The following is a 22,697-nucleotide window of genomic DNA, read 5'->3' on the forward strand; positions in this document are numbered from 1 at the left end:
ATATAGAGGACAAATGGCAGGAGGAATGACTAATGATCAGATTGATGGACGATAAACTGATTGATTATTATATTGGGAAGCTCAACGTAAACGCTTGCTTTTCCAAAGACTTGCGCCCTGATATGACCTTGTATCAGATCGAGAGAGGGGAAGAGGTCTATGAACTCAATCAGCCGGTGACCATGTTTTATTTTCTTGCCACCGGGACTCTGAAAGTATCCTACGCACTGGATAATGGAAAAGTCGTCCTTCTAAGGTTCATAAAGCCCCCTGGCGTTTGTGGGGATGTTGAGATTGGCATTAACAGGCCTGTGAGAACATCTGTCAGCGCGGCGACAGATTGTCATCTGATTGGCATCCGCCTTGAGGTCATCAAGGAAAAAACCGCGAATGATCCCGTGTTCAAGGATTTTATCATTGAGAGCCTGAGCCATAAAGTCATGGCCGTTTCCAACGCTATGGCGATCAACTTGAGTTATCCGCTGGAAAACAGGTTCGCGGGCTATCTGCTTTCAATTTCTTCCCAGGTCAATGACAGGCGTGTTCAGGAAATCAAGACCTTTGACCTCAAGGAAATTGCCACTATGCTGGGGACCAGCTACAGACACCTTTGCAGGGTTATCAAGGACTTTACCGAGCAGGGATTGATTGAGAAACGGCGAAGTCAGATCATTATTAAAGATTTTCAGGGATTGGAAGCGCTGTCAGCAGGTTTTTATGAGTAGGTGGCTGTGTGGGGTGCCCCAGCGCAGCGAAGTGGAATTGTAGCATAAAAAGTGGAAATAAATGTATGGTTTTTAAATGTTAAATATTGACATTTGTCGTCTGGTTTGGTATTGTAAAAATATACCAAACACAGGAGGGTTTCTATGAACAATGTCAGTTTGATCGGTCGTCTTACGCATGAACCGGAGTTGAGATTTACCCAAGGTGGTCTGGCAGTCAACAAGCTGATCATCGCTGTTGACCGCTCCCTTGGTCGGGAAAAACGGGATGAGCTCCGACGCCAGGGGAAACCCACCGCGGATTTTCCCAGAGTGGTCGCCATGGGAAAGCTGGCTGAAACCTGTCAGCTCTATTTGAAAAAGGGAGACATGTTCAGCGTGGAAGGCCGGGTTTCGACGTCATCCTACGAAAACAAGGATGGCGGGAAGGTCTTTACCACAGATATTATCGCGTCTCATATCAGATTCCTGTCAAACAACAAACACGCTGCTGAGTCCGCGGCAATAGAGCTCGTTGCAGAAGAAACCATTGAAAGCGCGCCGTTTTAGTGGATTGACCATGAAAATTATAATAAGATGAAGCGCGGCCGCTGAATAAATAGAGCCAAATACATAAACACCTGCATGACGCTTGGGTTGAAGCGTTGTGCGGGTGTTTTTTTGGTGGGGGACAGGGACTTGTGGTGAGGGACAGGGACTTATGGTGGGGGACAGGGACGACCTGAGAGGTGCGCGTCAGTGCTGAAATACAAATCAAGAGACCCAGATTCCTCATGCCACTCTTATAATTTCAACCAAAGTTTCTCCTTATTTTGAGAGTAAAAATTAATCAATGTGTGACTTTTGACCATATAAAGTTTGGGAAGATTTGTTATAATGTATACAACAAGCGATCTGCAAAGGAGACTTAAAATGTACGATTATCATATGCATTCTTATTTTTCAACGGATTGCGCGATTCCAGTCAAAGAAATGATTGAAGGCGCCATTGCAGCCGGTATGAAGGAAATCGCGATCACGGATCACATTGATTATGAATATAATTCCACTGAAATTCAGTTTGACTTTGACGTTGAAATGGGGCTTGTGGAATATGAAGCCCTCGCGGAACAGTATGCCGACCGCATTAAAGTGCGAAAAGGTCTGGAGATAGGCATCCAGCCACACGTTCTCGGCCGTTGCTCCATCCTCGTCAATATGCACGCCTTTGACTTCGTCATTGCCAGCGTCCATAACTCAGGAAAGCAAGACCTCTATAATGGCGATTTTTACCGCGACCGGACCCCGGAAGAGGCGCTTCTCTTTTTTTACGAAGAGCTCTATGAAATGCTGAAGGATTACAAGGATTATTCCGTCATTGGGCATTTTGATATTGTCAAACGTTACAATGACGACGTCAAAGCCCTGTCATTTGAAAAATACAAAGAGGTGATAGAGAAGCCTCTGAAAGAAGTCATCAAAGCAGGCAAAGGCATCGAGATCAATCTCTCCGGCATCAGGCAAGGCCTTGGTGAAACGCTGCCTTCCCTTGATGTTCTGAAGCTGTATAAAGAACTTGGCGGTGAAATCGTGACCCTTGGTTCGGACTCCCATGTTCCTGAAACCATAGGCGACCAGTTCCGCCTGGGCATTCAAATGCTCAGGGAAGCCGGCTTCGACAAAATTTACCGCTTCGAACGCATGCAGCCTATCCCGGTACCCCTTGAAGTGCTTGAAACGTTTTACGCTCGGGACTAAGGCCGTGATACTAAGCTTGAACCGAATTGAATAAAATATTCCAAGAATTTATATACGGGTGAGGGATTGACCTTGCGTTTTCGAAAATTATCAGCCGGCAAGACGGATTACAATACGCGTATGTTTGCCCTTTACGGCATCCTCTATGAGACCGCACTGAACTTTTACAAACCCTTTTCTGTCAAATTTCTGGAACGCATAGGCGGCACTGAGCTGGAGATTGCATTGATCAATGCGCTACCGGGACTGGTGACGCTTATTGCCATTCTTCCAGGGGCCTTGTGGCTTAGACGCTCTGAAGATACACAGCGTACGACCGCCCGCCTCATTCTGTCTGGCCGATGGTTCCTGTTCACCATGGCTTTCATCCCATTCCTCCCGCCGCAATACCGCGCCTTTGGCTTCCTCGCCCTATTCACGCTGATGTGTGTACCGGACGCCATTTACCAGACCAGCTATCAGAGCTTTATAGGCGCTATATTCGAGCCAAGGGCCAGGGCAAGCGCCATAGGTATGCGCAACAAGCTGACCGTGCCCGCCTTGACTGCGGTGACGCTGATCAGCGGAAACGTTCTGACGCTTGTGCCAAAAACAGATGCCCAGCGGCTCATAATCTACCAGATCTTTTTTGTCCTTGCATTTCTCTTTGGGATTATGGAGTATAAGGCCTTTAAGAAATTCAAAGTTGCGAAGCGAGATGCCGGTTTTGCGAGAACCAAACACAAAGAACCTTTCATGCCCATGATCACTGGCATCATAAAAAACAAAACCTTCCGCTTTTTCGCGCTGTGCAGCCTGGGCTTTCACTTTGGCTGGCACATGGGTTGGCCGCTATTCAATATTTACATGATCAAGAACTTGGGTGCCAACGAGCTCTGGCCCGCCATCATCTCTGTAGTCTCTGCCATTACCATGTTCTTTGGCTATAGTTTTTGGAGCAAGCAAATCGAAAAGCACGGCAACAGTGTCGTCCTGCCCATTTGCTCTTTTGGAATGGCGCTCACACCACTAATGTACGCCTGGTCCCCCAATCTCTATATTTTGATTCCAACAGCCCTGGTCGCCGGCTTTTTCACCTCTGGAACCCTCAGTGTCACTTTGGGTGCGCTCCTTGAGGCGACGCCGGATGAAAACCGGGTGATGTATATAGCTGCGTATAACGTGCTTATTAACCTGAGCCTTGCGACTGCTCCGCTGCTTGGACACTATTTCTTCGAGCTGAAGGGCATTGTGTTTGCCCTTTACATCACAGGTGCATTTCGATTCGCTGGAAGCCTGCTCTTTTTCTACAGAGACAGAAGGATTGCCCGGGAGCGCTTGATTGAAGTGATCTGAAAAAATAAGAAAACAAGAAAATAAGAGAAGAAAAAAGCCGGTCTGAGCCGCTGCCAAAAGCCCACTATAATGAGGGCTTCAGCAGTCGGTTCAGACCGGCTTTAGTTGTTTCAACCTTTAAACGCGCAGGGCATGCCTGCGACACATTTACCACAAACATCCGCAACGCCAAGATGCTTAAGGTGCTTGGCATTTTCCAGACACATCTCATGGCAGCGGTGGCGGTCAAAATGGTCAAAGAAAAGGGCGTTATGTACACACGCGCTGACACAAACACCACAGGAACCGTCCCTTTTGTATGCGCAGCGCTCTACCCCCTGGCGAGGCGTTGCAGGCAAGACCAGGTTGGTAATGATGCTGCCAATCCTTCCGGCGCATCCGGCTTCTGTAATCAGCATATTGTTGAGCCCAAAGGTACCAAGACCTGCAGCGTAAGCCGCGTGTCTATGGGACCAGTCGCTCATAAGCTGCTCCTCGTCAAAATTGTGGGTCGCGGGCATATTGGTGCTGACATAGCCTTTTTCAGACAAGACTTTAGCCACATGGGCGTTTATTTCACCTATTAACACATTGGTTTCAATGTACGCCCGGCCCCAGACCTCGGAGCTTAGCCGGCCGCCCACATTGCTATTTACAATAGAGGCTTTGAACGGAAGGAAATAAGTGATGACACTGGCGGCATCAGGAATGAAGTCCTCTGGCATGCAGTGCGTAGGGCTGACAACCTCCTTGAAAAGTTCAAACAGAGGGTCTTTTGCATCCGCATAAGCGTACAGCGGATCTTTCCAACGGGTTGTAGTGTCAGTCCGCGATTCAAAGCTGCGAACATAAGCTGTAATAGTGTTTTCAAGCCAGGTTTTCAAAGAGGGTGGCCTCCTTTGTGTTTAAATCAAGATGGTAGATGGGGACAGGGACTTGTGGTGCGGGACTGGGCCGCGTGGTGGGGGACAGGGACTGACTGCGCGGGAGTGGGCCACCCTGCGCGGATGCCCATTCCCCCGGGAAAATAAGGGAACCCTGCCACCACCATCCCAGTCAGTTAAAGCTAAGCGAAAACCCTGGCGGCGACGCTGACCCCCGCACGGGCGTCACGACAATATTCATCCGCCCCTATGGTCTTGGCGTAGCTTTCCGTGAGGACGGCGCCGCCTACCATGACTGTCACAGGCATCCCGGTCGCCCGCAGCGCCTGGATCGTCTCCTCCATGCTCGACACCGTGGTCGTCATGAGCGCGCTGAGGCCCACAAGCTTGATCCCCTCGGCCACCGCTGTGTTCACGACCTTCTCCACCGGCACATCCCGGCCCAGGTCAAGCACCTCATAACCGTAGCTTTCCAGCAGCACCTTCACCAGGTTCTTGCCAATATCGTGGACATCCCCTTGCACCGTGGCCAGCAGCACGCGCCCCTTCGCCGTCATGGCCTCCGAGGACTCGGACAGCTTCCCGCGAACCAGCTCAAACGCCGCCGTCACCGTCTCCGCCGCCCGAATCAGCTGCGGCAGGTAGATGATCTTCGCTTCATATCGCTGCCCAATCGCGTCCAGCGCCGGGATCAGGTGCAGGTCCACCACATCCAGGGGCGGCGTCGTCTCCAGCAGCGCCCGGGTACGAGACATAATAGCATCCTTTTGCCCCTCCAGCAGCAGCCGCTCAAAACTGTCCGCAGGCAGGGCAGCTGCCGATGGTCGCCCGCCAACACCCTCTCCGCCCGCAGGGCGGACCACATTCTGAGCCGGCCCAGTCCCCGCCTGCACACTGACCGCCGCGACGCTGCCGCCGCCATTCGTCAGCTGCCCAAGCAGTGACGCCGCGTGCGCCGCGGAGGCCTGCGCAGAAGCCAGCAGCTCGTCTTTTGCTGACGCCTCCAGCTTCGCCTGATCCGCCTTCTCGTTCTGGTAATCAATGTAGGCCACGGCCCCCTGATCCTGGTTCGCCAGTACTCTGAACGCCATCAGCGTGTCCATGATGCCCTCGGCGCCCGGATCAATGATGACTGCATCCAGGCCGCTGGTCAGCGCCATGGCGAAGTATGTCCGGTTGATCAGCGCCCTGTAAGGCAGGCCGTAGGACACGTTGGAGAGTCCCAGGGTCGTCAAGGCCCTGGTCGTCGCCTTGACCGTCTGGATGCCCTTTAAAGTCTCCATGACCGCCGCCTGCTGGGCGGAGGCCGTCAAAACGAGACAGTCGATCATCAGACGGCTTTCATCAATGCCGTAGGACGACGCAGTGCTTATGAGCTTGTGGGCGACGGCCATGCGACCATCGGCAGTTTCTGGGATCCCGTTTTCATCTAAGCAGAGCGCAACGACGTAGGCGCCATATTTCTTCGCAATTGGGAAAATCTTTTCCATGGAGGACGGCTTCCCGTTGACCGAGTTGATGATGGCCACACCGCTGTAAAGACGCAGCGCGCGCTCAAGCACCGCCGGCTTCGTGGAATCGAACTGAAGGGGTGCCTCAATCAGGCCGTTGAAAGCTTCAATGATTTCGCCCATGACGGCCATTTCGTCCACCGCCGGCAGGGACGTGCAGACGTCCAGCACCTCAGCACCGTGGTTGATCTGGTCGAAGGCTTCCTTGATGGCGGCGGAGGAATTCCCAGCCAGGAACTGAGCCTTGAGGCCTTTGTTGCCGGATGGATTGATCTTCTCACCCACCAGCGTGAACTTACCCGTCAGCGCCACCTTTTGCTGGGCGGAGCAGACGTAATCCCCTCGTGTCACGGCAGGTGCCGGGCGGTAATCCCCCCGCAGGGCTGCCAGGGCCTGGATGAACTCCGGCGTCGTGCCGCAGCAGCCGCCTATGATCTTCACGCCACTCTGGACGAAGCGCTTGCCGTAATCCGCAAAGGTCGGGGCGTCCACGGAAAATTCCGTCCGGCCGCTGACTGAGACTGGCAGGCCCGCGTTAGCCTGGACCATCACCGGCACCTTGGCAAACGCCAGGATGCGCTGGATGATGGGCTCCAGCTCTTCAGGGCCCAGGGAGCAGTTGACGCCGAGAGCATCTATCCCAAGGGCCTCAAGGGAAAGGATCATGATCTCAGGGTCGGTCCCCGTGAGGGTCCTGCCGTCATCTGCAAAGGTCATGGTGGCGAAGACCGGCAGGCTTGAATTCTCTTTGGCCGCCAGAACGGCCGCCCGGGTTTCCCCAAGGTCGGACATGGTTTCAATCAGGATGAGGTCCGCCCCGGCCGCCACGCCAGCGACGACTTGCTCTTTGAAATAGTCATAGGCAGCGTCAAAATCCAGGTTGCCAATGGGCTTCATCATCTTGCCAATAGGGCCAAGGTCCAGGGCGATCAGCGCCTTGAGGTCGCCACGGGCAGCCTTGGCGTTTTCCACCGCCGCCTCAACGACCTGAGCCACCGTATAGCCGCTGGTGGAGAGTTTGTAAGCGTTGGCGCCAAAGGTATTGGTGGTGATGACATCCGCGCCGGCCTCCAGGTATTCCCGGTGGATCCGCTGGATCAGCGCCGGATCCGCGACGTTCAGGGCTTCCGGAAGCGTCCCGGGCTTCATGCCATAGCGCTGGAGCATGGTGCCCATGGCACCGTCAAAAATCATGAGCCGGTTCGCTGCGAAAAGCTCTGTGAAAGCAGAAGAGAAAGCTGTTTGTGGTTCACTCAAAAGAAATCACATCCTCAGTTTATTTTGATAGTTGCCTTATTATACCTCAATTTGCATGGGGATTCACTACTGGACGACCCCGGAGGACGCCTGCAGACTTATAAAATACGCCCGCTCAGCGGCGGCGCGTACACGTCTCCTTGAGCGGGCAGAGGTCGCAGCTTTCCAGGCCGCAGCGGTGAGGCTTTGCCGATGGTTCCTGTTCCAGCCCCTTCACTTCCGGCAGCACCCCCAGGATCGCCACAACGCTTTTTCGGGGCGTCAGAAGGTAACTGTCGCTCAGGGAGAGCCCAATGCGCTTATGGGCCACCAGGGCCTCCAGGATGGGCTTCTGGATCTTCAGGGACAAGTCACCGTAACCGGGGCTGTAGCGGAAGGTCAGGTTCCCGGCGCGGCTGCGGATCTCAGCTTCGCATTTGTCGCACCAGGCCTCCGTCAGGGCGGAAGCGCAGGCGTCCGCAATCAGGCCGGCGGTGGGGGACAGATGGCTTTTCAGGGTTATAAGCCGCTCCGCTTGAGGGCCTAAGGTGCAGGCCATGAGATAAACGGTGTCGCAGGGGGCCAGGAGCTTCGCGATGTCTTTTCCCATAAGGGGCTCGGACAGTCCCTGGAGCCAGACCCCGTCGGGCGTGTGCTTTTCGACGGGGAAGGGGTTGTAAATCCATCGGCCACTAAGCTTGGCTTCGAGCTCTGACGAGAGGGCCTCGACTTCAGCGAGGGTTTGTGGGTCCGCCTGGGCCTTATCGCGGACGCCCAGGTAGCGCAGGACTTCGTCGCGGTCGATCATGTTATCCCTCTCTTCTGGTGCTGAGGGCCCTGCGGATGGTGCCTATGCTTTCCATGATGCGGCGGGTCGGCTCCGGGCGGTTCATGGTGTAGAGGTGGATGCCGTCGACGCTGCCGCTGGACATGAGGTCAATGATCTGGTCGACCGCGTAGGCAATGCCGGCTTCCTGGAGGGCTTCCGGGTTGTGCTCGTATTTGTTCAGGATGCGCATGAACTTGGGCGGCAGGTTGCAGCCGGACAGCTCCTGGATTTTGATGACCTGGTTGATGTTGAGGACGGGGAGGATGCCCGCGAGAACCGGGGTTTTGATGCCGAGGAGCTCCATTTTCTCGCGGAACTGATAGAAGAGCTCATTGTCGAAGAAGAGCTGGGTGATGAGAAAGTCGAGGCCTTTTTGCGTTTTGAATTTCAGGTTTTTCAGGTCGTCGATCTTGTTTCTGGATTCAATGTGGCCCTCCGGATAACAGGCGCCGCCTATGGAGAAGTTGTCGAACTTATGGATATCCTCTATGAGTTCGTAGGCGTAGCGGTATTCCGGTGTCCAGGTCTTGTCATCGAGGAGGGCTTGTGGGATGTCCCCACGCAGGGCCAGGATGTTTTCTATGCCGCTGGAGCGAATCTTTTCCAGAGTTTCGATCATGCTGGATTTGGAGGAAGTGACGCAGGTCAGGTGGGCAATGGAGTCGATCCCGTAAGTGTTTTTAATTTTTGATGCGATCTCAATAGTATTGTCCTGGCTCGTGCCGCCTGCGCCATAGGTGACGCTGATGAAATCCGGGCGCAGGTCCTTCAGGGCCTCAATGGTCTCGTAAATGGTTTCGATAGGGTAGTTGGCCTTTGGCGGAAAAATTTCAAAGGAAACCGTGGGCCGTGTGGCGATGAGCATGTCTTTGATTTTCATTGGGGGTGTCTTCCTTTCGTCTCTCTCTTTTATCTCAATTAAGGTCTTAATTTGTGGCCGGGTGTTTCGATGTCAGCTGTTTCAGTGTGGTTACAGTACGCCGACTTTCAGGCAAAAAACAAAGCTCTACCGAAGTAGAGCTACGCTTGTCGTGATCTCATCTCCCGGTTAAACCGCTGGACTTAGCACCACGCCCTCAGGGGCAGGTTGCCGGACTTCACAGGGCCAGTTCCCTCCGTCACTCTGGATAAGTGCCATCCCGGACGGATGGCGTCTATTGAATTGAACTAATTATAAAAAGTAAGTGTGAAGATGTCAAGGCAAATTTCCGAATTTTCGGTTGGTTTTCACGTCTTTTTGCCTGTACAACAATAAAGTCATTGAATATAGGCTGGAGCTGCTCAGCGTCAATGCATTGAAAAAAATAAAAAAATTTTCTAAAACCCTTGAAATCGATCGAAAGTTCTGATAATATTCAAAACAATAATTCGATATTTAACCGCTAAGATGGGAAACGGAAAAAGTAAACGGTTGCCACAGAGAGTCGGCATTTGGTGAAAGTCGACGCAATATCGTGCCTTTTCAAATCATCCCTGAGCAAAAACGCTGAACACCCGTCCTTTTGGGAAGGGCATGTAAGCGTTTTCGACTGGCCCCGTTAGAGGCCCAGGCTTGATCGAGCTGAGTGAGTGGCATTCGTGCAAATAAGGTGGTACCGCGGAATATTCCGTCCTTTCATAGTGAAAGGACGGTTTTTTGTATTTAAAGGGCGGGTGTTCAGGCGGGCCCAGTCCCGCACCACGCGGCCCAGTCCCGCACCACGCGGCCCAGTCCCGCACCACGCGGCCCAGTCCCGCACCACGCGGCCCAGTCCCGCACCACGCGGCCCAGTCCCCAACCAACACCCGCAAAAATGAAACGGAGGTCTTTATAATGGCACTGCATATGGTCAATGAAAAAGTATCTTATCTGGATTTTGTGAATTTCAAAGAGGCACAGGAAACGCTGAAGCCCGTGATCCGCGAAACGCCGCTGCTGTTCAGCGAAGCGTTCAGCGAGGAGTGCGGCAACCGCGTCTACATAAAACCTGAAAACCTGCAAGTCACCGGCGCGTTCAAGATCCGCGGCGCCTACAATAAAATCAATAAGCTCACGGAAGAGGAAAAGGCACGGGGCGTCATTGCGTCCTCCGCCGGCAACCATGCCCAAGGTGTCGCCCTCGCCAGCGCACGCCTCGGCGTCAGAGCGACCATAGTCATGCCTAAGACCACGCCTATCATCAAGGTGGAAGCGACCAGAAACTTTGGCGCAGAGGTTGTCCTGGCCGGCGACTGCTATGACGAAGCCTATGAAGAGGCCATGAGACTCCAGAAGGAGCAAGGTAGCGTGTTTATCCATCCATTTGATGACCTGGACGTCATAGAAGGCCAGGGCACCATAGGCGTTGAAATCGTCGAAGAGCTTGAGGATGTGGACGTGGTGCTGGTGCCAATTGGCGGCGGCGGCCTGATCGCGGGCATTGCCATGGCCATCAAGCAGCTCAAGCCGTCGGTCAAGATCGTTGGCGTTGAGCCTGAGGGCGCTATGGCCATGAAAGCCTCCGTCAAGCAGGACGAGCTGGTGTGCCTCAGCTGTGTGGATACCATCGCGGATGGCGTCGCCGTTAAAAAGCCTGGCAAGCTGACCTTTGACATCATCCGACAGTACGTCGACGAGATTGTCACCGTCAGCGACCGCGAAATCATGGAATCCTTCCTGATGCTGCTCGAAAAGCACAAACTCATCACTGAGAACTCCGGCGCGGTCTCCCTGGCCGCCCTGAATAAGCTTCACGTCTTCAACAAGAACGTCGTCAGCGTCGTCAGCGGCGGCAACATTGACGTGGTCACCATCTCCACCCTCATCAACAAAGGCCTCGTTTCCAGGGGCCGCCTGTTCTGCTTCAGCGTCGAGCTTCCGGACAAGCCCGGCGAGCTCCTCAGAATCTCCGAAGTCCTGGCCCGCCTCAACGCCAACGTCATAGGCCTCGACCACAACCAGTTCAAAAACACAGACCGCTTCATGAACGTGGAGCTCGAGGTCACCTGCGAGACCAGCGGCCACGCCCACATTGACGAGATCCAGCGGGAGCTCGCGAAAATGGGCTACAAGGTGAGAAAAGTCTACTAAAAAACAAAAGCTTTTGCCGATGGTCCCTTAAACCCACCACAAAACCGCCAACCAAAACCTCAAAAGGAGAGGCAAGCTGGGGATACGCCCAAGCTGCCTCTCCTTTTATTTGTCTTTGTATGTACCGGCGCCTTTTTAAAGGTCGCTGGAAATCTTGCGGATGATGCCCATAGGCGTTTGCTCAAGATCTTGTCCAAGAGGATTGTCCTTCAGGATTTTTGCGATCTTAAGCCGGTCCATGCCCGGATGGGAGGTGCCTAAGATCACGCCGCTGATATCATTGATATCCGCTATGGCGACTTTGATCCCCCTGAGATGGGCGCTGATCTCCCTGGCAACTTCGTCCGGCCTGTCCGGGCCCAGTACCACACACTGGTTGTACGGCGGGAGGGTGTTGAGGGTCGGACCGTCAATGGAAGAAGCCTTGTAGCCCGCAAGCTGGTAAAAGACACCTTTCTTGCCAAGGGGCTTCGTAATGGCGCTCGCTGCCGCCGCCATCATGATGCGGGGAACGCCGCACTCCCTGAGGGCCATCTCCATGGTCTCAGGAATACCTAAACCAATCCCCGCGGGGGTCTTCGTGACATATTTTGAGAGCACTTTGGCCAGCTTCCGGGGTTTGATGTCCTTCATATAATAAGCGCGGCCCTGGGTGATGGCGACAATTTTTTCCGTGATAAAAAGGATGTCATCCTTTTCAAGATGCTCCCTGGCATATTGGTCGACAATGTCTTTCAGCTGATCACCGAACATGACGACATGGGTCTTGATTGGAATCCTCAGGTAGCGCTCATTATTCAGGTCAATTTCAGGATATTTAACTTTCTTTGGCTTTGCCGGTTTTGTCATGTCTGTCATTGTCAAAAACCTCCATTAAATTTATCGAAAACGCAGTCGAAGCTTATTCGGGATTCTATGAGAAAGTTTGATGGTTCGTTGGTATTTATTATAAACACAGGAAGTGTGGATGACAACATATTAACGAAACTTCTCTCTAAAACACAATCCTATCTTAACATAGATGGTGCATCAGAATAAGGACTCTCAAAAAGAAGGCAAAAAATTTTACCCTCATAATGTGAATTTAACAATTATCGGGTATATTAGAGGAGATAACTTTGGAGGTGCTTTTGATGAATTCTGATGGAACAGGCAAGGGGAACGCTGTAGCGGCGGGACAGACAAAATCCGCGTCGAATACTAAAATATTGATTATTGAAGACGATCAAAACATTTCTGAGCTGATCCGCTACAACCTGGAGGCGACGGGGTACAGCGTCCTGACCGCCTATGACGGCGAAGCCGGCTTCAAGCTGGTAGGCGAAGAAAAACCTGACCTGGTGGTGCTGGACCTCATGCTCCCCAAAATGGACGGCATTGAGATCTGCACAAAAATCCGGAGGACGGAAGAGCTCAGCCATACCGCAGTGATCATGGTCACGGCCCGGGCCAGTGAGACGGACAGAATCGTTGGTCTCGAAATTGGCGCGGATGATTACATGACCAAACCCTTCAGCGTCAGAGAGCTTGAGGCCAGAATCCGTACTGTTCTAAGACGGGCGAAGCCACTGCAGGAAGAAGCGATCCATACCGGCGTTATCAAAGTGGAAGATATAGAAATCGACCTGGATAAGCATGAGGTGCGCCGGGGATCCAAAATTTATACCCTGACCCTGAAGGAGTTTTCACTGCTGAAAATGCTGGCGGAAAACCGCGGGAAGGTATTGACCCGCAATCTTCTTCTGGATGAGATCTGGGGGTATGACTATTTTGGTGAGACGAGAACGGTGGATGTCCATATCAGGCATCTCAGGAGCAAAATTGAAGATGAACAGTATGGCAATTTGATTGAAACCGTGCGGGGTGTGGGATACAAGCTTAAGTAAGTCAGCTGCGCCGTAAAAAGAGAGGAGTGCTTATGCAGAAAAGACTTTTTGGCATATTTTCATTTATTATAATTTTGACAGTGCTCTTTATGGCACTGATGTCCAATAGCTTGATCCGCCAGAGTTATATGAATGGCGTGGAGGAGCGGCTCAGCTCAGATGCCAGGTATATTTCACGGCTGATTGAAATGGAGGGCGGGCGCCTTGAGCTTATGACAGAGGAATTCAGGTCCCTCTCAGAGGATCTTGGTTTCCGGATTACGCTCATAGCGGCAGACGGCCGGGTGCTTTATGATTCGACGGAGCCTGCGGAGACCCTTGAAAATCATGGTGGGAGACCTGAAGTTGAAATTGCCCTGGCGGGGCAGGTTGGGCGCAGCAGCAGGGTATCTGCGACCATCGGCCAAGAGCTTTTGTATGTGGCAGTGCCGAATCTTACAACTGACAGTGACGTGGCGGTCATTCGACTGGCGGTGCCGTTAAAGTCTGTGGATCAGTACACTCGAAATCTGATTCAAATCGTGGTTGGGGTGGCGCTTGTTGGGCTCGCGGCGGCGCTGATGCTGGGGTATCGCTGGATCGTTTCGCTGATGCGGCCTATTAAGGAGCTCAGCAGCGCGACCAAGCGCATTGCTTCCGGTTACTACGGCGAAAAGATTTATACGGGTACGGAGGATGAATTCGGGGAGCTCGCCCGGAGCTTCAACACCATGAGTGATGAGCTTAAGGGCAAGCTGGAGGAGACCAGTGCCCAGAACACCCAGATGAACGCCATCCTGTCCAGCGTGCTGAATCCAGTGATTGCGGTGGACCGGGAGCTGAGGATCCTCTTCATCAACGGGTCTGCGAAACGCATTTTTGGCGCGGAGGGGCTGGACCCAAGAGGTCGTTTCATTCTCGATTTTGTGCGAAGCTCAAGTGTTCAGGAAGCGCTGACGGCGCTGATGAAGACCAATGAGCCAACGGTTCGGGAGATTGAGATGACCGCGGCGGGACGGGACGTTTACAATGTTTACGCGAACCCTATCCGGGAGTTTAAGGAGGGGGGCCGCAGCCTTGGGGTCGTGATGATTTTTCAGGACATCACGGAGATCAGGAAGCTGGAGATCATGCGCAAGCAATTTGTGGCGAATGTGTCCCATGAGCTCAAGACCCCGCTCACGAGCATTAAAGGCTTTGTAGAGACCCTGCGGGGTGGGGCAGTTGAGGATGAGCGGGTGCGGGACAGATTCCTCGAGATTGTGGAAGTGGAATCGTCGCGCCTCAGTGAGCTCATTGACGATTTGCTGGTACTGACGGACATTGAACGCAGGACAGAGGATGGGATTTATGAGCCTATTGATATGAAGAAGACCATCGGCGATGTGGTGCTGATGCTGGAGGACAGCGCTGCGTCCAAGGAAATCGCGATCCAGAGCATCCTGCCTGAGACGCTGCCGACGCTGCACGGCAACCCGAACTGGTTCAAGCAGATGCTGATCAACCTGGTGGACAATGCCATCAAGTACACACCAGGGGGTGGGCACGTGACGGTGAAGGTTTCTTTTGACATGAAAGAGATCACAATTTCAGTGCGCGATAATGGCATTGGGATTGAGCGGGATCACCTGGGGCGGCTGTTTGAGCGGTTTTACCGGGTGGACAAGGCGCGGTCCAGAGACGTGGGTGGCACGGGGCTTGGGCTGGCCATCGTGAAGCACATTGTGCTGTCCTTTGGGGGCGCCATTTCAGTGAAGTCTGAGCCCGGGAAAGGCAGCGAGTTTACGGTGCTCCTCCCGCGGACAGATGTGGGGCAGCGGGTGTTGTAAAGGACTGAGGTACTGGTGACAGGGAATGGGGAGCGCTTTGTTTTCAAGGTGCTCTCCATTTTGTTTTTGAAAGGGGCTTGACAGAAGGTCTGCTTTGGGTGAATAATTATAACATATGTCAATAAAACGGAAAACGAGTTCACAGAGTGAAAATATTATGAAGCATAACAGGAGGCTAATTCAAAATGAAGCAAAAGAACCTATCTCTGATCTATTTCAGCCCCACGGGGAATACAAAGAAGGTCGTTGAAGCCGTGGGTGCTGGCCTTGGCAACGCGGAGAACGTTTACGACCTGACGCTGGTGAAGGGACGGGCGGCGGCGCTGGCGTTCGGATCAGAGGATGTGGTCGTTTTTGGCGCGCCGGTGTACGCTGGCCGTATTCCAGAGCTTATGGAACACTGGATGGAGAAGCTCAAAGGTGAGGGTACCCTGGCAGTTCCTGTGGTGGTTTACGGAAACCGGGATTATGAGGATGCGCTGATTGAGCTCAGAGACCTGATGGCAGCACGTGGCTTTCAGTGCGTCGCGGGCGGGGCCTTTGTGGGTGAGCATTCCTATACAGAGCTGGTGGCGACGGGGCGGCCGGATATTGAGGACCTGGACGGCGCTAAGGCTTTTGGACGTGAAACCGCGGCTTACATAAATTCGCTGATGACTTCAGGTGGCCAGGTCAACATAAGCCTTAACGTCAGCGGCAGCCTGCCATACAAAGAGCGCAAGGCGACGCCGCCTATGGCGCCTGTTACAAGTGACGCTTGCACCAGCTGTGGTATTTGCGCGTCCTTTTGCCCAACCTCGGCTATAGATTTTATGGACTTTTCCAAAATTGAAGCTGAGAAATGCCTTCGCTGCTGCAGTTGTATCCGCAAGTGCCCGGTGGAGGCAAAGCGCTTTGAGCATGAAATGATCCAACAGATTACGAACCGGTTGATTGAAAATTGTTCAGAAGTACGAAAATCACCAGCCTTCTTCTACATTGAATAATGTAAGTTAAGAGTGTTATATAGATCAGCTTAAGTCGAATCCCGGCATAGGCTGATCTTTTTTTGGTCATAATCCCTTGACAGGGGGGGACACCTATGGTAAAAATAATACAGAGATACCCTTAGGGGGTATAAAGCGAAGTGTGGTCGGGGACAGGGGCTTATAGAAGGGGACAGGGACTCGTGGTTGGGCCCAGTCCCCAACCACGAGTCCCTGTCCCCAACCAAAATCCAAGGAGGAAATGACATGTTAGTTTTAGATCAAAATAATTTCGAGCAAGAAGTACTTAAGGCAGAAGGCTTTGTCCTTGTCGATTACTGGGGCGAGAGCTGTGAGCCCTGCAAGGCCCTGATGCCGGACGTTGAAGCCCTCGCGCAGGAATACGAAGGCAAGGTCAAATTCGGAAAGCTGAACACCAACCAGGCCCGCAGACTTGCGATCTCCCAAAAGGTTTTAGGCCTGCCAACCCTCATCCTCTACAAGGATGGCCAGAAAGTCGCGGACGCCACCAGAGACAACGCCACAAAAGCCGGCATCAAGGCTATGATTGAGGCGAATCTCTAACCCGGGAGGGACACAGCCATGACCAAACTGGAAGAAATCCAAAACCAATTCAGTGACCAGTACGAAAGCAATGAAGAGATCATGCGCCGCCTGCGAAGGATCGAAGGACAGATCAAGGGCATCCAGCGGATGGTCGAGCAGGAAAAGCCCTGCCGCGACGTCCTGACCCAGGTTTCCGCCGTACGCGCGGCCACCAATAAGGTGGGCAGCGCGATCCTTGAAAAGTATTACAGACGCAGCATGGTGGAAATTGCCGCAGGGGAGCACCCGGATGAGGCTATGGACGAGCTGCTGGACACGATCCAGAAGTTCCTGGGCTTTGTGGAGGCGTAGGGACGGCTGTTTCAACGCGATCTCAATAGACTATAGTGGTCGGCGGTTTTGCCGATGGTGGTGTTAGCAAGGACCATCGGCAAAGCCACTGGCCTGATTTTTAACCTTTTAACCCCTGCCCACCCGGGCGGGTGCAAAACCGCAAAACTGCAAAACTGCAAAATATTCCAAAATACTTATGAAAGACAGGTGACATGATGACGACAGCTTCCATATTCAAATTCCTGGGGAGACTCCAGAAAAATCTGGCCCTCAGTATCCCGGCCTTTATGATCCTCGGCGTCCTCGCCGGCTACTTTTTCAACGTCAGCGCCCTTAAAAGCCTGATCCTGCCACTAACCTTCTTCATGGTCTACCCTATGATGGTCACCATGGACCTGAAGTCCCTGCTGAGAAAAACCAACACGAAGCTGCAGGTCACGACCCAGCTCGTCAACTTCATCCTTATGCCTGTGGTAGGTTACTTAATGGCCATGACCTTCTTCCGCGACCAGCCTTATCTGGTCCTGGGCATCCTGCTCACCTCGCTGCTGCCGACCAGCGGCATGACCATCAGCTGGACCGGCATGGCCAAAGGCAACATCCAGGAAGCCGTCAAGATGACCGTCATAGGCCTGATCCTGGGCTCCATCCTGGCGCCGTTCTACCTCGTCTTCTTCCTGGGCACGTCCATCTCCATCCCTATGGTGGACATAGCCCGCCAAATCCTCATAGTCGTCTTTTTGCCGATGGTCGCAGGTTACCTCACCCAGCGCGCACTCATCCGCCGTCACGGCGCCGAAAAATTCCAAAAAGTTTACAAAACCCGCTTCCCGCTGATCTCCACCCTGGGTGTCTTGATGATTGTCTTCATAGCCGTGGCGCTGCGGGCCAAAATCCTCATTTCAAATCCAGCCCTGGTGCTCCAGCTCCTGGTGCCGCTGGTGCTGATCTACATTGTCAATTTCACCCTGAGCACACTGATTGGCCGCTTCATGTTCAAGCGTGAGGACGCCATTGCCCTGATCTACGGCACGGTCATGCGCAACCTGTCCATCAGCCTTGCCATTGCCATGACAGCCTTTGGTGCGCAAGGCGCTGAGGCAGTGCTCGTCATCTCCCTGGCCTTTGTCATTCAGGCCCAGGCCGCGGCGTGGTACGTGAAGCTGTTTGGACGGTTCTATCCAGCGAAAGCCGAGCCGGCTGCAGACAGTCTCCCGGAGGGCATGGTCAAAGCCGCTGCAACTAAATAATACAAACCGCTGAAGGGGGTCAGGAAACTGATGCGTCCCTTCAGCGGCTTTTCGATTTTTTGGAAAAAACATGTGAATGTCTTGGAGGTGAACTTATGAATACAATTTACGACTGGTTTATGGCACCGCTTGAAGCGCTGAGGCTGAGGGCCTCAAGGAAGAGTTTGATGTCTAAAGTTTCCGGAAAAGTCCTCGAAATAGGCACTGGCACCGGCGCGAATCTCCCGTATTTCGATTATTCAAAGATCGAAGCGCTGACCCTCAGTGATTTGAAGCTTTCAAAGCGTGCGCGAAGCTACGTTTTTCCTGAGGATGTCGAAGTCGTCTACAACGAGGCGCCACTGGAAGCGTTGAAGGTGCCGCCGTCTTCCTTCGACAGTATTGTATTCACCTTGGTGTTCTGCTCAGTGGATGACCCCCTGGAAGGCTTGCAGCGCGTCTACGAGCTGTTAAAGCCAGGCGGTAAGATCTATTTTATCGAGCACGTCATGCCGGACCACCATCACGTCAGGAAAGCGGTCAATGGCATCAATCCCCACTGGCGTAAGATTGCCAGCGGCTGCAACCTGAATAGGGAAACCCTGGAGACCATTAAAGAGGCGGGCTTCGTCCTTGAAAAGCACAGCGTCAGCCTGGGCGGCGCACTGATTGAAGGGGTTGCAGTAAAGCCATAGTTTGGTGGGGGACAGGGGCTTATGGCGGGGGACAGTCCCCGCCATAAGCCCCTGTCCCCCATTGAATTCCCGCCACTCTTTTGTTGCCTGCATCCCCATTCCTGGGTATAGACTCCAGGGACAATCGAAAAATCCCCGCAAGGAGTGAGCCCAGTGAAAATCAGCGAAGCCAGAGTCAGCCGCCTGGTCGACTACGTCCACGGTGTCCTGAAAAAGCAGGACGGCAAGACCCTTTACCTCGAGTACCGCCCCGACATTGAAGCCGTGACCCCCCCAGGAGGTCTTTGAAATTCTCTACCGGGTGTGGTCCTCCGGTACGAGCCATAACGACATCTTAAATGTCCTCGACAAAGTCATCAACGTCTTCTACCACGCCCTCAGCCATTACGACTGGCCAAAGCCTGAGCCCGGCACCTTTATCGACCTGATGCTCCGGGAAAATGAGGCTATGAACGAAAAAATGGATCAAGTCAAAGCCGTACTCAAGCAGGGCCAGACCCTGGCAAACCGCGAGAAGCTCCTGGAAACCCTGACCCCGCTGCTGGAATTTGAGGCGCACTATCTGAAAAAGGAAAACATTCTCTTTCCGGTCATGGAGCAGAGGAATGAACGCTTCGAGGGCGTGGCCATCATGTGGGCCCTTCACGACACCACCCGCGCCAGCCTCAAAAAAGTTCTCCAGCTGCTGACAGAGGCCACTGCCTCCGAGCCGGAAATCAACGCCGAGCTTGGCCAGCTCTTTTTCAACATGATAGGCCTCGACCAGAAGGAATCCCTGATTCTCTTCCCATGCGCCGTGGAAGCCCTGACCGCGGAAGACTTTGCGTCCATGACCCGCCAGAGCTTTGACTATGGCTTCCCGTTTCTTCCCCCAGAGACCCTCCCAGAGCCTCTTTCTGCCGATGGTCCCACCGCCCCACACCTCTCCCAATCCCTCAGCGGTCTCGAAATCAACACCGGCACCGGTACCCTCACCGCCGACCAGCTGATCACACTGCTGAACGCCCTGCCTGTGGACATGACCTTTGTGGATGAGAACGACAAAGTCCGCTACTTTTCAAGGCCCAAAGATCGCTTTTTCCCACGCTCAACCGCCATCATAGGCCGGGATGTCCGCTATTGCCATCCGCCAGAGAGCGTGGACAAAGTCCTCGAAATCGTTCAGGCCTTTAAAGAAGGCCGTCAGGATACCGCAAGCTTTTGGATCAATCTCAGAGGCAGGAAAGTCCTGATCCAGTATTTTGCCTTGCGCACGCCAGCTGACACGACAGAGGCGCCCCCAATCTACCGCGGCGTCCTCGAAGTCAGCCAAGATATCACGGACATTCAAGAGATGGATGGCGAGCGGCGTCTACTGTCCTGGGAAGGTTGAAGCAGGCGGCGGAAGGGTCGCTGAAGGGATAGGGTCCAAACGACACAAAATCTCCACCAATCATCCACAATGAGAGGAGACTTCTGACAATGAGGCTGGTCACCATAAACTGTGAACAACAAGAAATCGCCGGCGTTGTAACGCCTAAAGGCATCATAACTATTGCCCAAATCAATCAGCTGTTTTCCAAGTCATGGGAGATAGAGATGTTCCCGCTGATTACCAAAGGGCAGATCCCCGAGATGACCCATTGGTACAACAGTGGTGGAAAAGCTCAGCTCGAAGCCCTGACTGAGGAGGCCATCCCTTTCGAGCAAGCGATCTTTGCCCCTCTATACAGATATCCCGCTAAAATTTTCGGTATAGGGCTCAACTACAAAAACCATGCGGCGGATTTATCTGAGAAGGCGCCTGAAACCTTCCCGGCGAGCTTTTATAAACCGGCAACGGCCATTATTGGTCATGGAGACACCATCGTCATACCAGTCCAGTCAGAAAAAACCACCGGAGAAGCGGAGCTTGGCGTCATCATGGGCCGCGAATGCGAAAACATTGAACCGGCGCAGTGGCTGGATTATGTGGCAGGCTTCACGACCATCATTGATATGACGGCGGAAGACATTTTGAGGCAAAACCCAAGGTATCTGACCATGGCAAAAAGCTTCAATACCTTCATCAGCTTTGGCCCTCAGCTCATCACTCCGGATGAGATCGAAGACATCATGCGCCTCAAAGTTCGAACGGTACATAACGGTGAAGTCTATGCAGAAAACACTGTATCCAACATGACCTTTCCACCGGATTTTCTCGTCGCCTTCCATTCAAAAGTCTTCAAGTGGCTGCCAGGGGATATCCTGTCGACTGGTACACCCAGGGCAGTTCACATTCAGCAGGGGGATACCATTGAGTGTCAAATCGATGGTTTTATGTCTTTGACGAATCCTGTCAGTGTGTCAGATGCTAAAGGTTAAAGCCGCACAAAAAAAGTGATAAAACTAAACGAATGAGGAGGGCACAGCTCTTCTCATTTTTGCGTTTGAATCATAAGTAATGAATAGGTAATAATCTACATGTTGATATTAATTTAACAATAATGAGCTTGGCAGCTCAAGCTTTGCAAGATTTTTAATTCTGTCCTGCATTATTATTTTTGAAAAGGAAAATTACCAATATAGTATTTGCATGAAATACAGTGATGGAGGTCCTGTTTGAAACCTATGATATATGAACGCAGTTATAAAAATAATTAAGATAAATAAATAACAATGGTTGATTTAATAAAATTTTCGGAATATTATAGCTGTAGGACAACCAGACAGGAAGTCCGACTAAACGATCTTATTAGACGAGGTCGTTTTTCTTAAAAAGTTAGTTGTAGGACAATAGGACAACAAAAATAAAAGGAGGTCATTGAGTGATTAACAAAGTCGTTCAGTCAATGAAATGGGCAGTGATTGGGGGTGGCAATGGGGGACAATCGGCAGCGGCGCACTTGGGTGTGATGGGCTTTCCGGTCACACTGTTTGACGTTATGCCTGATACGGTTAACGCGATCAATTTCCAGGGCGGCATTTATGTGGATGGCGCGGTTAAAGGCTTTGGGAAGGTCGATAAAGCAACCATTGATATCGCAGAAGCAATGCGCGGCGCAGAAATCGTTATGGTCATTCTGCCAGCACTTTATCACAGAGACATTGCTAAAAAAATGGCACCTTATCTTGAAGACGGGCAAATTGTCTTTGTTCATCCAGGCGCAACCTTCGGTGCATTCGAGTTCAAACAGGTTTTTGAAGAAGAAAATTGTAAAGCAGATGTCATAGTCGCAGAAGCCCAATCTCTGCTTTATGCCTGCAGGCTCAACAAGCCAGGGTTTGCGTCGATTAAAGGGATCAAGAATAATCTGATGGTCGCGGCGATTCCAGCGAACAAAACCGAGGAAGTGGTGGCTAAACTCAACAAGGCTTTCCCTGAAATGGTTCCTGGTAAAAACGTGCTGGATACAAGCCTGAACAATCTCAATGCCATCATGCATCCAGGTCCAACACTTTTTAATGTCTCCATGATCGAGTCGCCTTATGACTGGAGATATTATTGGGATGGGATCACACCCTCTATTGGCGCCTTCATAGAAGCGATGGATGGAGAACGTGTGGAGCTCGGCAGCAAGCTGGGTCTTGAGTTGCCTACCGTCCTGGAGCAATACCAGATTTTATACCAGGCTGATGGTAAAACGCTATCTGAAGCGGTCAAAAAGAACAAAGCCTACGAAGAGGTGATGGGGCAGAAAAGGGTAGATACACGTTATATGCTCGAAGACATCCCAATGAGTTTGTATCCAATGGTATCCCTTGCCAAGCATTTGGGCTGCAGCTGTGAGCGCATGGAGAACATTGTTGAGCTCGGCTGCTTTGTACTCCAAAAGGATCTCAAGGCAATAGGTCGCACCATGGAGAGCCTTGGCTTTGAAGACATGTCGTTGGAGGAGATCATTGAATACGCAGAGACAGGCGTAAAAAAAGCGAATTGATCCAGTACATAGTTTAGTTGTACGGATAGC

21 protein-coding genes, 1 riboswitch and 1 other annotated feature are annotated in these 22,697 nt (G+C 52.4%); of the genes, 16 read left to right on the forward strand and 5 right to left on the reverse strand.

Annotated features, from left to right (window positions below; genetic code table 11):
* Positions 1–32: 32 nt before the first annotated feature.
* The 4 genes from BLP63_RS13905 (at position 33) to BLP63_RS13920 (ending at position 3,797) form a co-directional block, all read left to right on the forward strand.
* The gene (locus BLP63_RS13905; protein ID WP_092592608.1) at positions 33–725 is read left to right on the forward strand and encodes a Crp/Fnr family transcriptional regulator; all 693 of its coding nucleotides are present in this window, start codon (positions 33–35) and stop codon (positions 723–725) included.
* Positions 726–869: 144 nt separating this feature from the next.
* Positions 870–1,274: a single-stranded DNA-binding protein gene (locus tag BLP63_RS13910; protein ID WP_092592610.1), complete on the forward strand. Its 405-nt coding sequence runs from the start codon at positions 870–872 to the stop codon at positions 1,272–1,274.
* Between the two features lie 363 nt (positions 1,275–1,637).
* A complete protein-coding gene (locus BLP63_RS13915) occupies positions 1,638–2,462 on the forward strand; it encodes a histidinol-phosphatase HisJ family protein (protein WP_170829472.1) in 825 nt (274 codons plus the stop codon).
* Positions 2,463–2,534: 72 nt separating this feature from the next.
* Positions 2,535–3,797: an MFS transporter gene (locus tag BLP63_RS13920; RefSeq protein ID WP_092592614.1), complete on the forward strand. Its 1,263-nt coding sequence runs from the start codon at positions 2,535–2,537 to the stop codon at positions 3,795–3,797.
* A gap of 110 nt (positions 3,798–3,907) precedes the next feature.
* Here the strand turns inward: BLP63_RS13920 and BLP63_RS13925 are convergent, their stop codons facing one another.
* From BLP63_RS13925 to metF, 4 genes are all read right to left on the reverse strand, one after another.
* Entirely contained in the window at positions 3,908–4,660 is a 753-nt protein-coding gene (locus BLP63_RS13925; RefSeq protein ID WP_092592616.1) for an epoxyqueuosine reductase, read from the reverse strand.
* A gap of 182 nt (positions 4,661–4,842) precedes the next feature.
* Positions 4,843–7,428 (reverse strand): homocysteine S-methyltransferase family protein, encoded by a 2,586-nt coding sequence (locus BLP63_RS13930; RefSeq protein WP_092592618.1) that lies wholly within the window; start codon positions 7,426–7,428, stop codon positions 4,843–4,845.
* A gap of 115 nt (positions 7,429–7,543) precedes the next feature.
* Positions 7,544–8,215 carry a hypothetical protein gene (locus BLP63_RS13935; protein WP_092592620.1) on the reverse strand — a complete coding sequence of 224 codons (672 nt, stop codon included), beginning with the start codon at positions 8,213–8,215 and terminating at the stop codon, positions 7,544–7,546.
* A gap of 1 nt (position 8,216) precedes the next feature.
* Positions 8,217–9,116: a methylenetetrahydrofolate reductase [NAD(P)H] gene (metF, locus tag BLP63_RS13940; protein WP_092592622.1), complete on the reverse strand. Its 900-nt coding sequence runs from the start codon at positions 9,114–9,116 to the stop codon at positions 8,217–8,219.
* Between the two features lie 154 nt (positions 9,117–9,270).
* Positions 9,271–9,370, reverse strand: a riboswitch (SAM riboswitch).
* 241 nt (positions 9,371–9,611) lie between these two features.
* Positions 9,612–9,854 (forward strand) — a binding site (T-box leader).
* Positions 9,855–10,049: 195 nt separating this feature from the next.
* Between metF and ilvA the strand changes: the two genes are divergently transcribed.
* On the forward strand, positions 10,050–11,285 hold the full coding sequence (gene ilvA, locus BLP63_RS13945; RefSeq protein ID WP_092592624.1) for a threonine ammonia-lyase: 1,236 nt from the start codon (positions 10,050–10,052) through the stop codon (positions 11,283–11,285).
* A 135-nt stretch (positions 11,286–11,420) separates the two neighbouring features.
* On the opposite strand, the gene BLP63_RS13950 is transcribed toward ilvA, so the two are convergent.
* Positions 11,421–12,143, reverse strand: coding sequence for a coenzyme F420-0:L-glutamate ligase (locus BLP63_RS13950; protein ID WP_242870924.1), 723 nt, complete (start codon positions 12,141–12,143; stop codon positions 11,421–11,423).
* A 275-nt stretch (positions 12,144–12,418) separates the two neighbouring features.
* Between BLP63_RS13950 and BLP63_RS13955 the strand changes: the two genes are divergently transcribed.
* From BLP63_RS13955 to BLP63_RS14000, 11 genes are all read left to right on the forward strand, one after another.
* Positions 12,419–13,171 (forward strand): response regulator, encoded by a 753-nt coding sequence (locus BLP63_RS13955; protein WP_092592626.1) that lies wholly within the window; start codon positions 12,419–12,421, stop codon positions 13,169–13,171.
* Positions 13,172–13,299: 128 nt separating this feature from the next.
* Complete coding sequence (gene pnpS, locus BLP63_RS13960; protein ID WP_408605876.1) at positions 13,300–14,979, forward strand: two-component system histidine kinase PnpS; 1,680 nt, start codon at positions 13,300–13,302, stop codon at positions 14,977–14,979.
* Between the two features lie 185 nt (positions 14,980–15,164).
* On the forward strand, positions 15,165–15,965 hold the full coding sequence (locus BLP63_RS13965) for an EFR1 family ferrodoxin (protein WP_092592630.1): 801 nt from the start codon (positions 15,165–15,167) through the stop codon (positions 15,963–15,965).
* A 246-nt stretch (positions 15,966–16,211) separates the two neighbouring features.
* The gene (trxA, locus tag BLP63_RS13970) at positions 16,212–16,529 is read left to right on the forward strand and encodes a thioredoxin TrxA (protein WP_092592632.1); all 318 of its coding nucleotides are present in this window, start codon (positions 16,212–16,214) and stop codon (positions 16,527–16,529) included.
* A gap of 18 nt (positions 16,530–16,547) precedes the next feature.
* Entirely contained in the window at positions 16,548–16,862 is a 315-nt protein-coding gene (locus BLP63_RS13975; RefSeq protein ID WP_092592634.1) for a metal-sensitive transcriptional regulator, read from the forward strand.
* 194 nt (positions 16,863–17,056) lie between these two features.
* Positions 17,057–18,094: an arsenic resistance protein gene (locus BLP63_RS13980; RefSeq protein ID WP_207646479.1), complete on the forward strand. Its 1,038-nt coding sequence runs from the start codon at positions 17,057–17,059 to the stop codon at positions 18,092–18,094.
* Positions 18,095–18,189: 95 nt separating this feature from the next.
* Positions 18,190–18,768: a class I SAM-dependent methyltransferase gene (locus BLP63_RS13985; protein WP_092592636.1), complete on the forward strand. Its 579-nt coding sequence runs from the start codon at positions 18,190–18,192 to the stop codon at positions 18,766–18,768.
* 153 nt (positions 18,769–18,921) lie between these two features.
* Positions 18,922–19,056, forward strand: a complete 135-nt coding sequence (locus BLP63_RS17220) for a hypothetical protein (protein WP_278278141.1) — start codon at positions 18,922–18,924, stop codon at positions 19,054–19,056.
* Positions 19,057–19,069: 13 nt separating this feature from the next.
* Positions 19,070–20,140: a PAS domain-containing protein gene (locus BLP63_RS13990; RefSeq protein WP_092592638.1), complete on the forward strand. Its 1,071-nt coding sequence runs from the start codon at positions 19,070–19,072 to the stop codon at positions 20,138–20,140.
* 89 nt (positions 20,141–20,229) lie between these two features.
* Entirely contained in the window at positions 20,230–21,111 is an 882-nt protein-coding gene (locus BLP63_RS13995; protein ID WP_092592640.1) for a fumarylacetoacetate hydrolase family protein, read from the forward strand.
* Positions 21,112–21,554: 443 nt separating this feature from the next.
* Positions 21,555–22,667: an NAD/NADP-dependent octopine/nopaline dehydrogenase family protein gene (locus BLP63_RS14000; protein WP_092592642.1), complete on the forward strand. Its 1,113-nt coding sequence runs from the start codon at positions 21,555–21,557 to the stop codon at positions 22,665–22,667.
* Positions 22,668–22,697: the final 30 nt, after the last annotated feature.

Origin of the sequence: Acidaminobacter hydrogenoformans DSM 2784, assembly GCF_900103005.1 — a bacterium.
GTDB classification, from domain to species: domain Bacteria; phylum Bacillota; class Clostridia; order Peptostreptococcales; family Acidaminobacteraceae; genus Acidaminobacter; species Acidaminobacter hydrogenoformans.

What these genes read in the sequence shown, in the direction of transcription:
- BLP63_RS13975 (WP_092592634.1), top strand. Translation starts at nt 16,548, where the DNA reads ATGACCAAACTGGAAGAAATCCAAAACCAATTCAGTGACCAGTACGAA.
- BLP63_RS13980 (WP_207646479.1), top strand. Translation starts at nt 17,057, where the DNA reads ATGATGACGACAGCTTCCATATTCAAATTCCTGGGGAGACTCCAGAAA.
- BLP63_RS13965 (WP_092592630.1), top strand. Translation starts at nt 15,165, where the DNA reads ATGAAGCAAAAGAACCTATCTCTGATCTATTTCAGCCCCACGGGGAAT.
- BLP63_RS13950 (WP_242870924.1), bottom strand. Translation starts at nt 12,143, where the DNA reads ATGACAGACATGACAAAACCGGCAAAGCCAAAGAAAGTTAAATATCCT.
- BLP63_RS13905 (WP_092592608.1), top strand. Translation starts at nt 33, where the DNA reads ATGATCAGATTGATGGACGATAAACTGATTGATTATTATATTGGGAAG.
- BLP63_RS13910 (WP_092592610.1), top strand. Translation starts at nt 870, where the DNA reads ATGAACAATGTCAGTTTGATCGGTCGTCTTACGCATGAACCGGAGTTG.
- metF (WP_092592622.1), bottom strand. Translation starts at nt 9,116, where the DNA reads ATGAAAATCAAAGACATGCTCATCGCCACACGGCCCACGGTTTCCTTT.
- BLP63_RS13955 (WP_092592626.1), top strand. Translation starts at nt 12,419, where the DNA reads ATGAATTCTGATGGAACAGGCAAGGGGAACGCTGTAGCGGCGGGACAG.
- BLP63_RS13915 (WP_170829472.1), top strand. Translation starts at nt 1,638, where the DNA reads ATGTACGATTATCATATGCATTCTTATTTTTCAACGGATTGCGCGATT.
- pnpS (WP_408605876.1), top strand. Translation starts at nt 13,300, where the DNA reads ATGAATGGCGTGGAGGAGCGGCTCAGCTCAGATGCCAGGTATATTTCA.
- ilvA (WP_092592624.1), top strand. Translation starts at nt 10,050, where the DNA reads ATGGCACTGCATATGGTCAATGAAAAAGTATCTTATCTGGATTTTGTG.
- BLP63_RS13995 (WP_092592640.1), top strand. Translation starts at nt 20,230, where the DNA reads ATGAGGCTGGTCACCATAAACTGTGAACAACAAGAAATCGCCGGCGTT.
- BLP63_RS13985 (WP_092592636.1), top strand. Translation starts at nt 18,190, where the DNA reads ATGAATACAATTTACGACTGGTTTATGGCACCGCTTGAAGCGCTGAGG.
- BLP63_RS13935 (WP_092592620.1), bottom strand. Translation starts at nt 8,215, where the DNA reads ATGATCGACCGCGACGAAGTCCTGCGCTACCTGGGCGTCCGCGATAAG.
- trxA (WP_092592632.1), top strand. Translation starts at nt 16,212, where the DNA reads ATGTTAGTTTTAGATCAAAATAATTTCGAGCAAGAAGTACTTAAGGCA.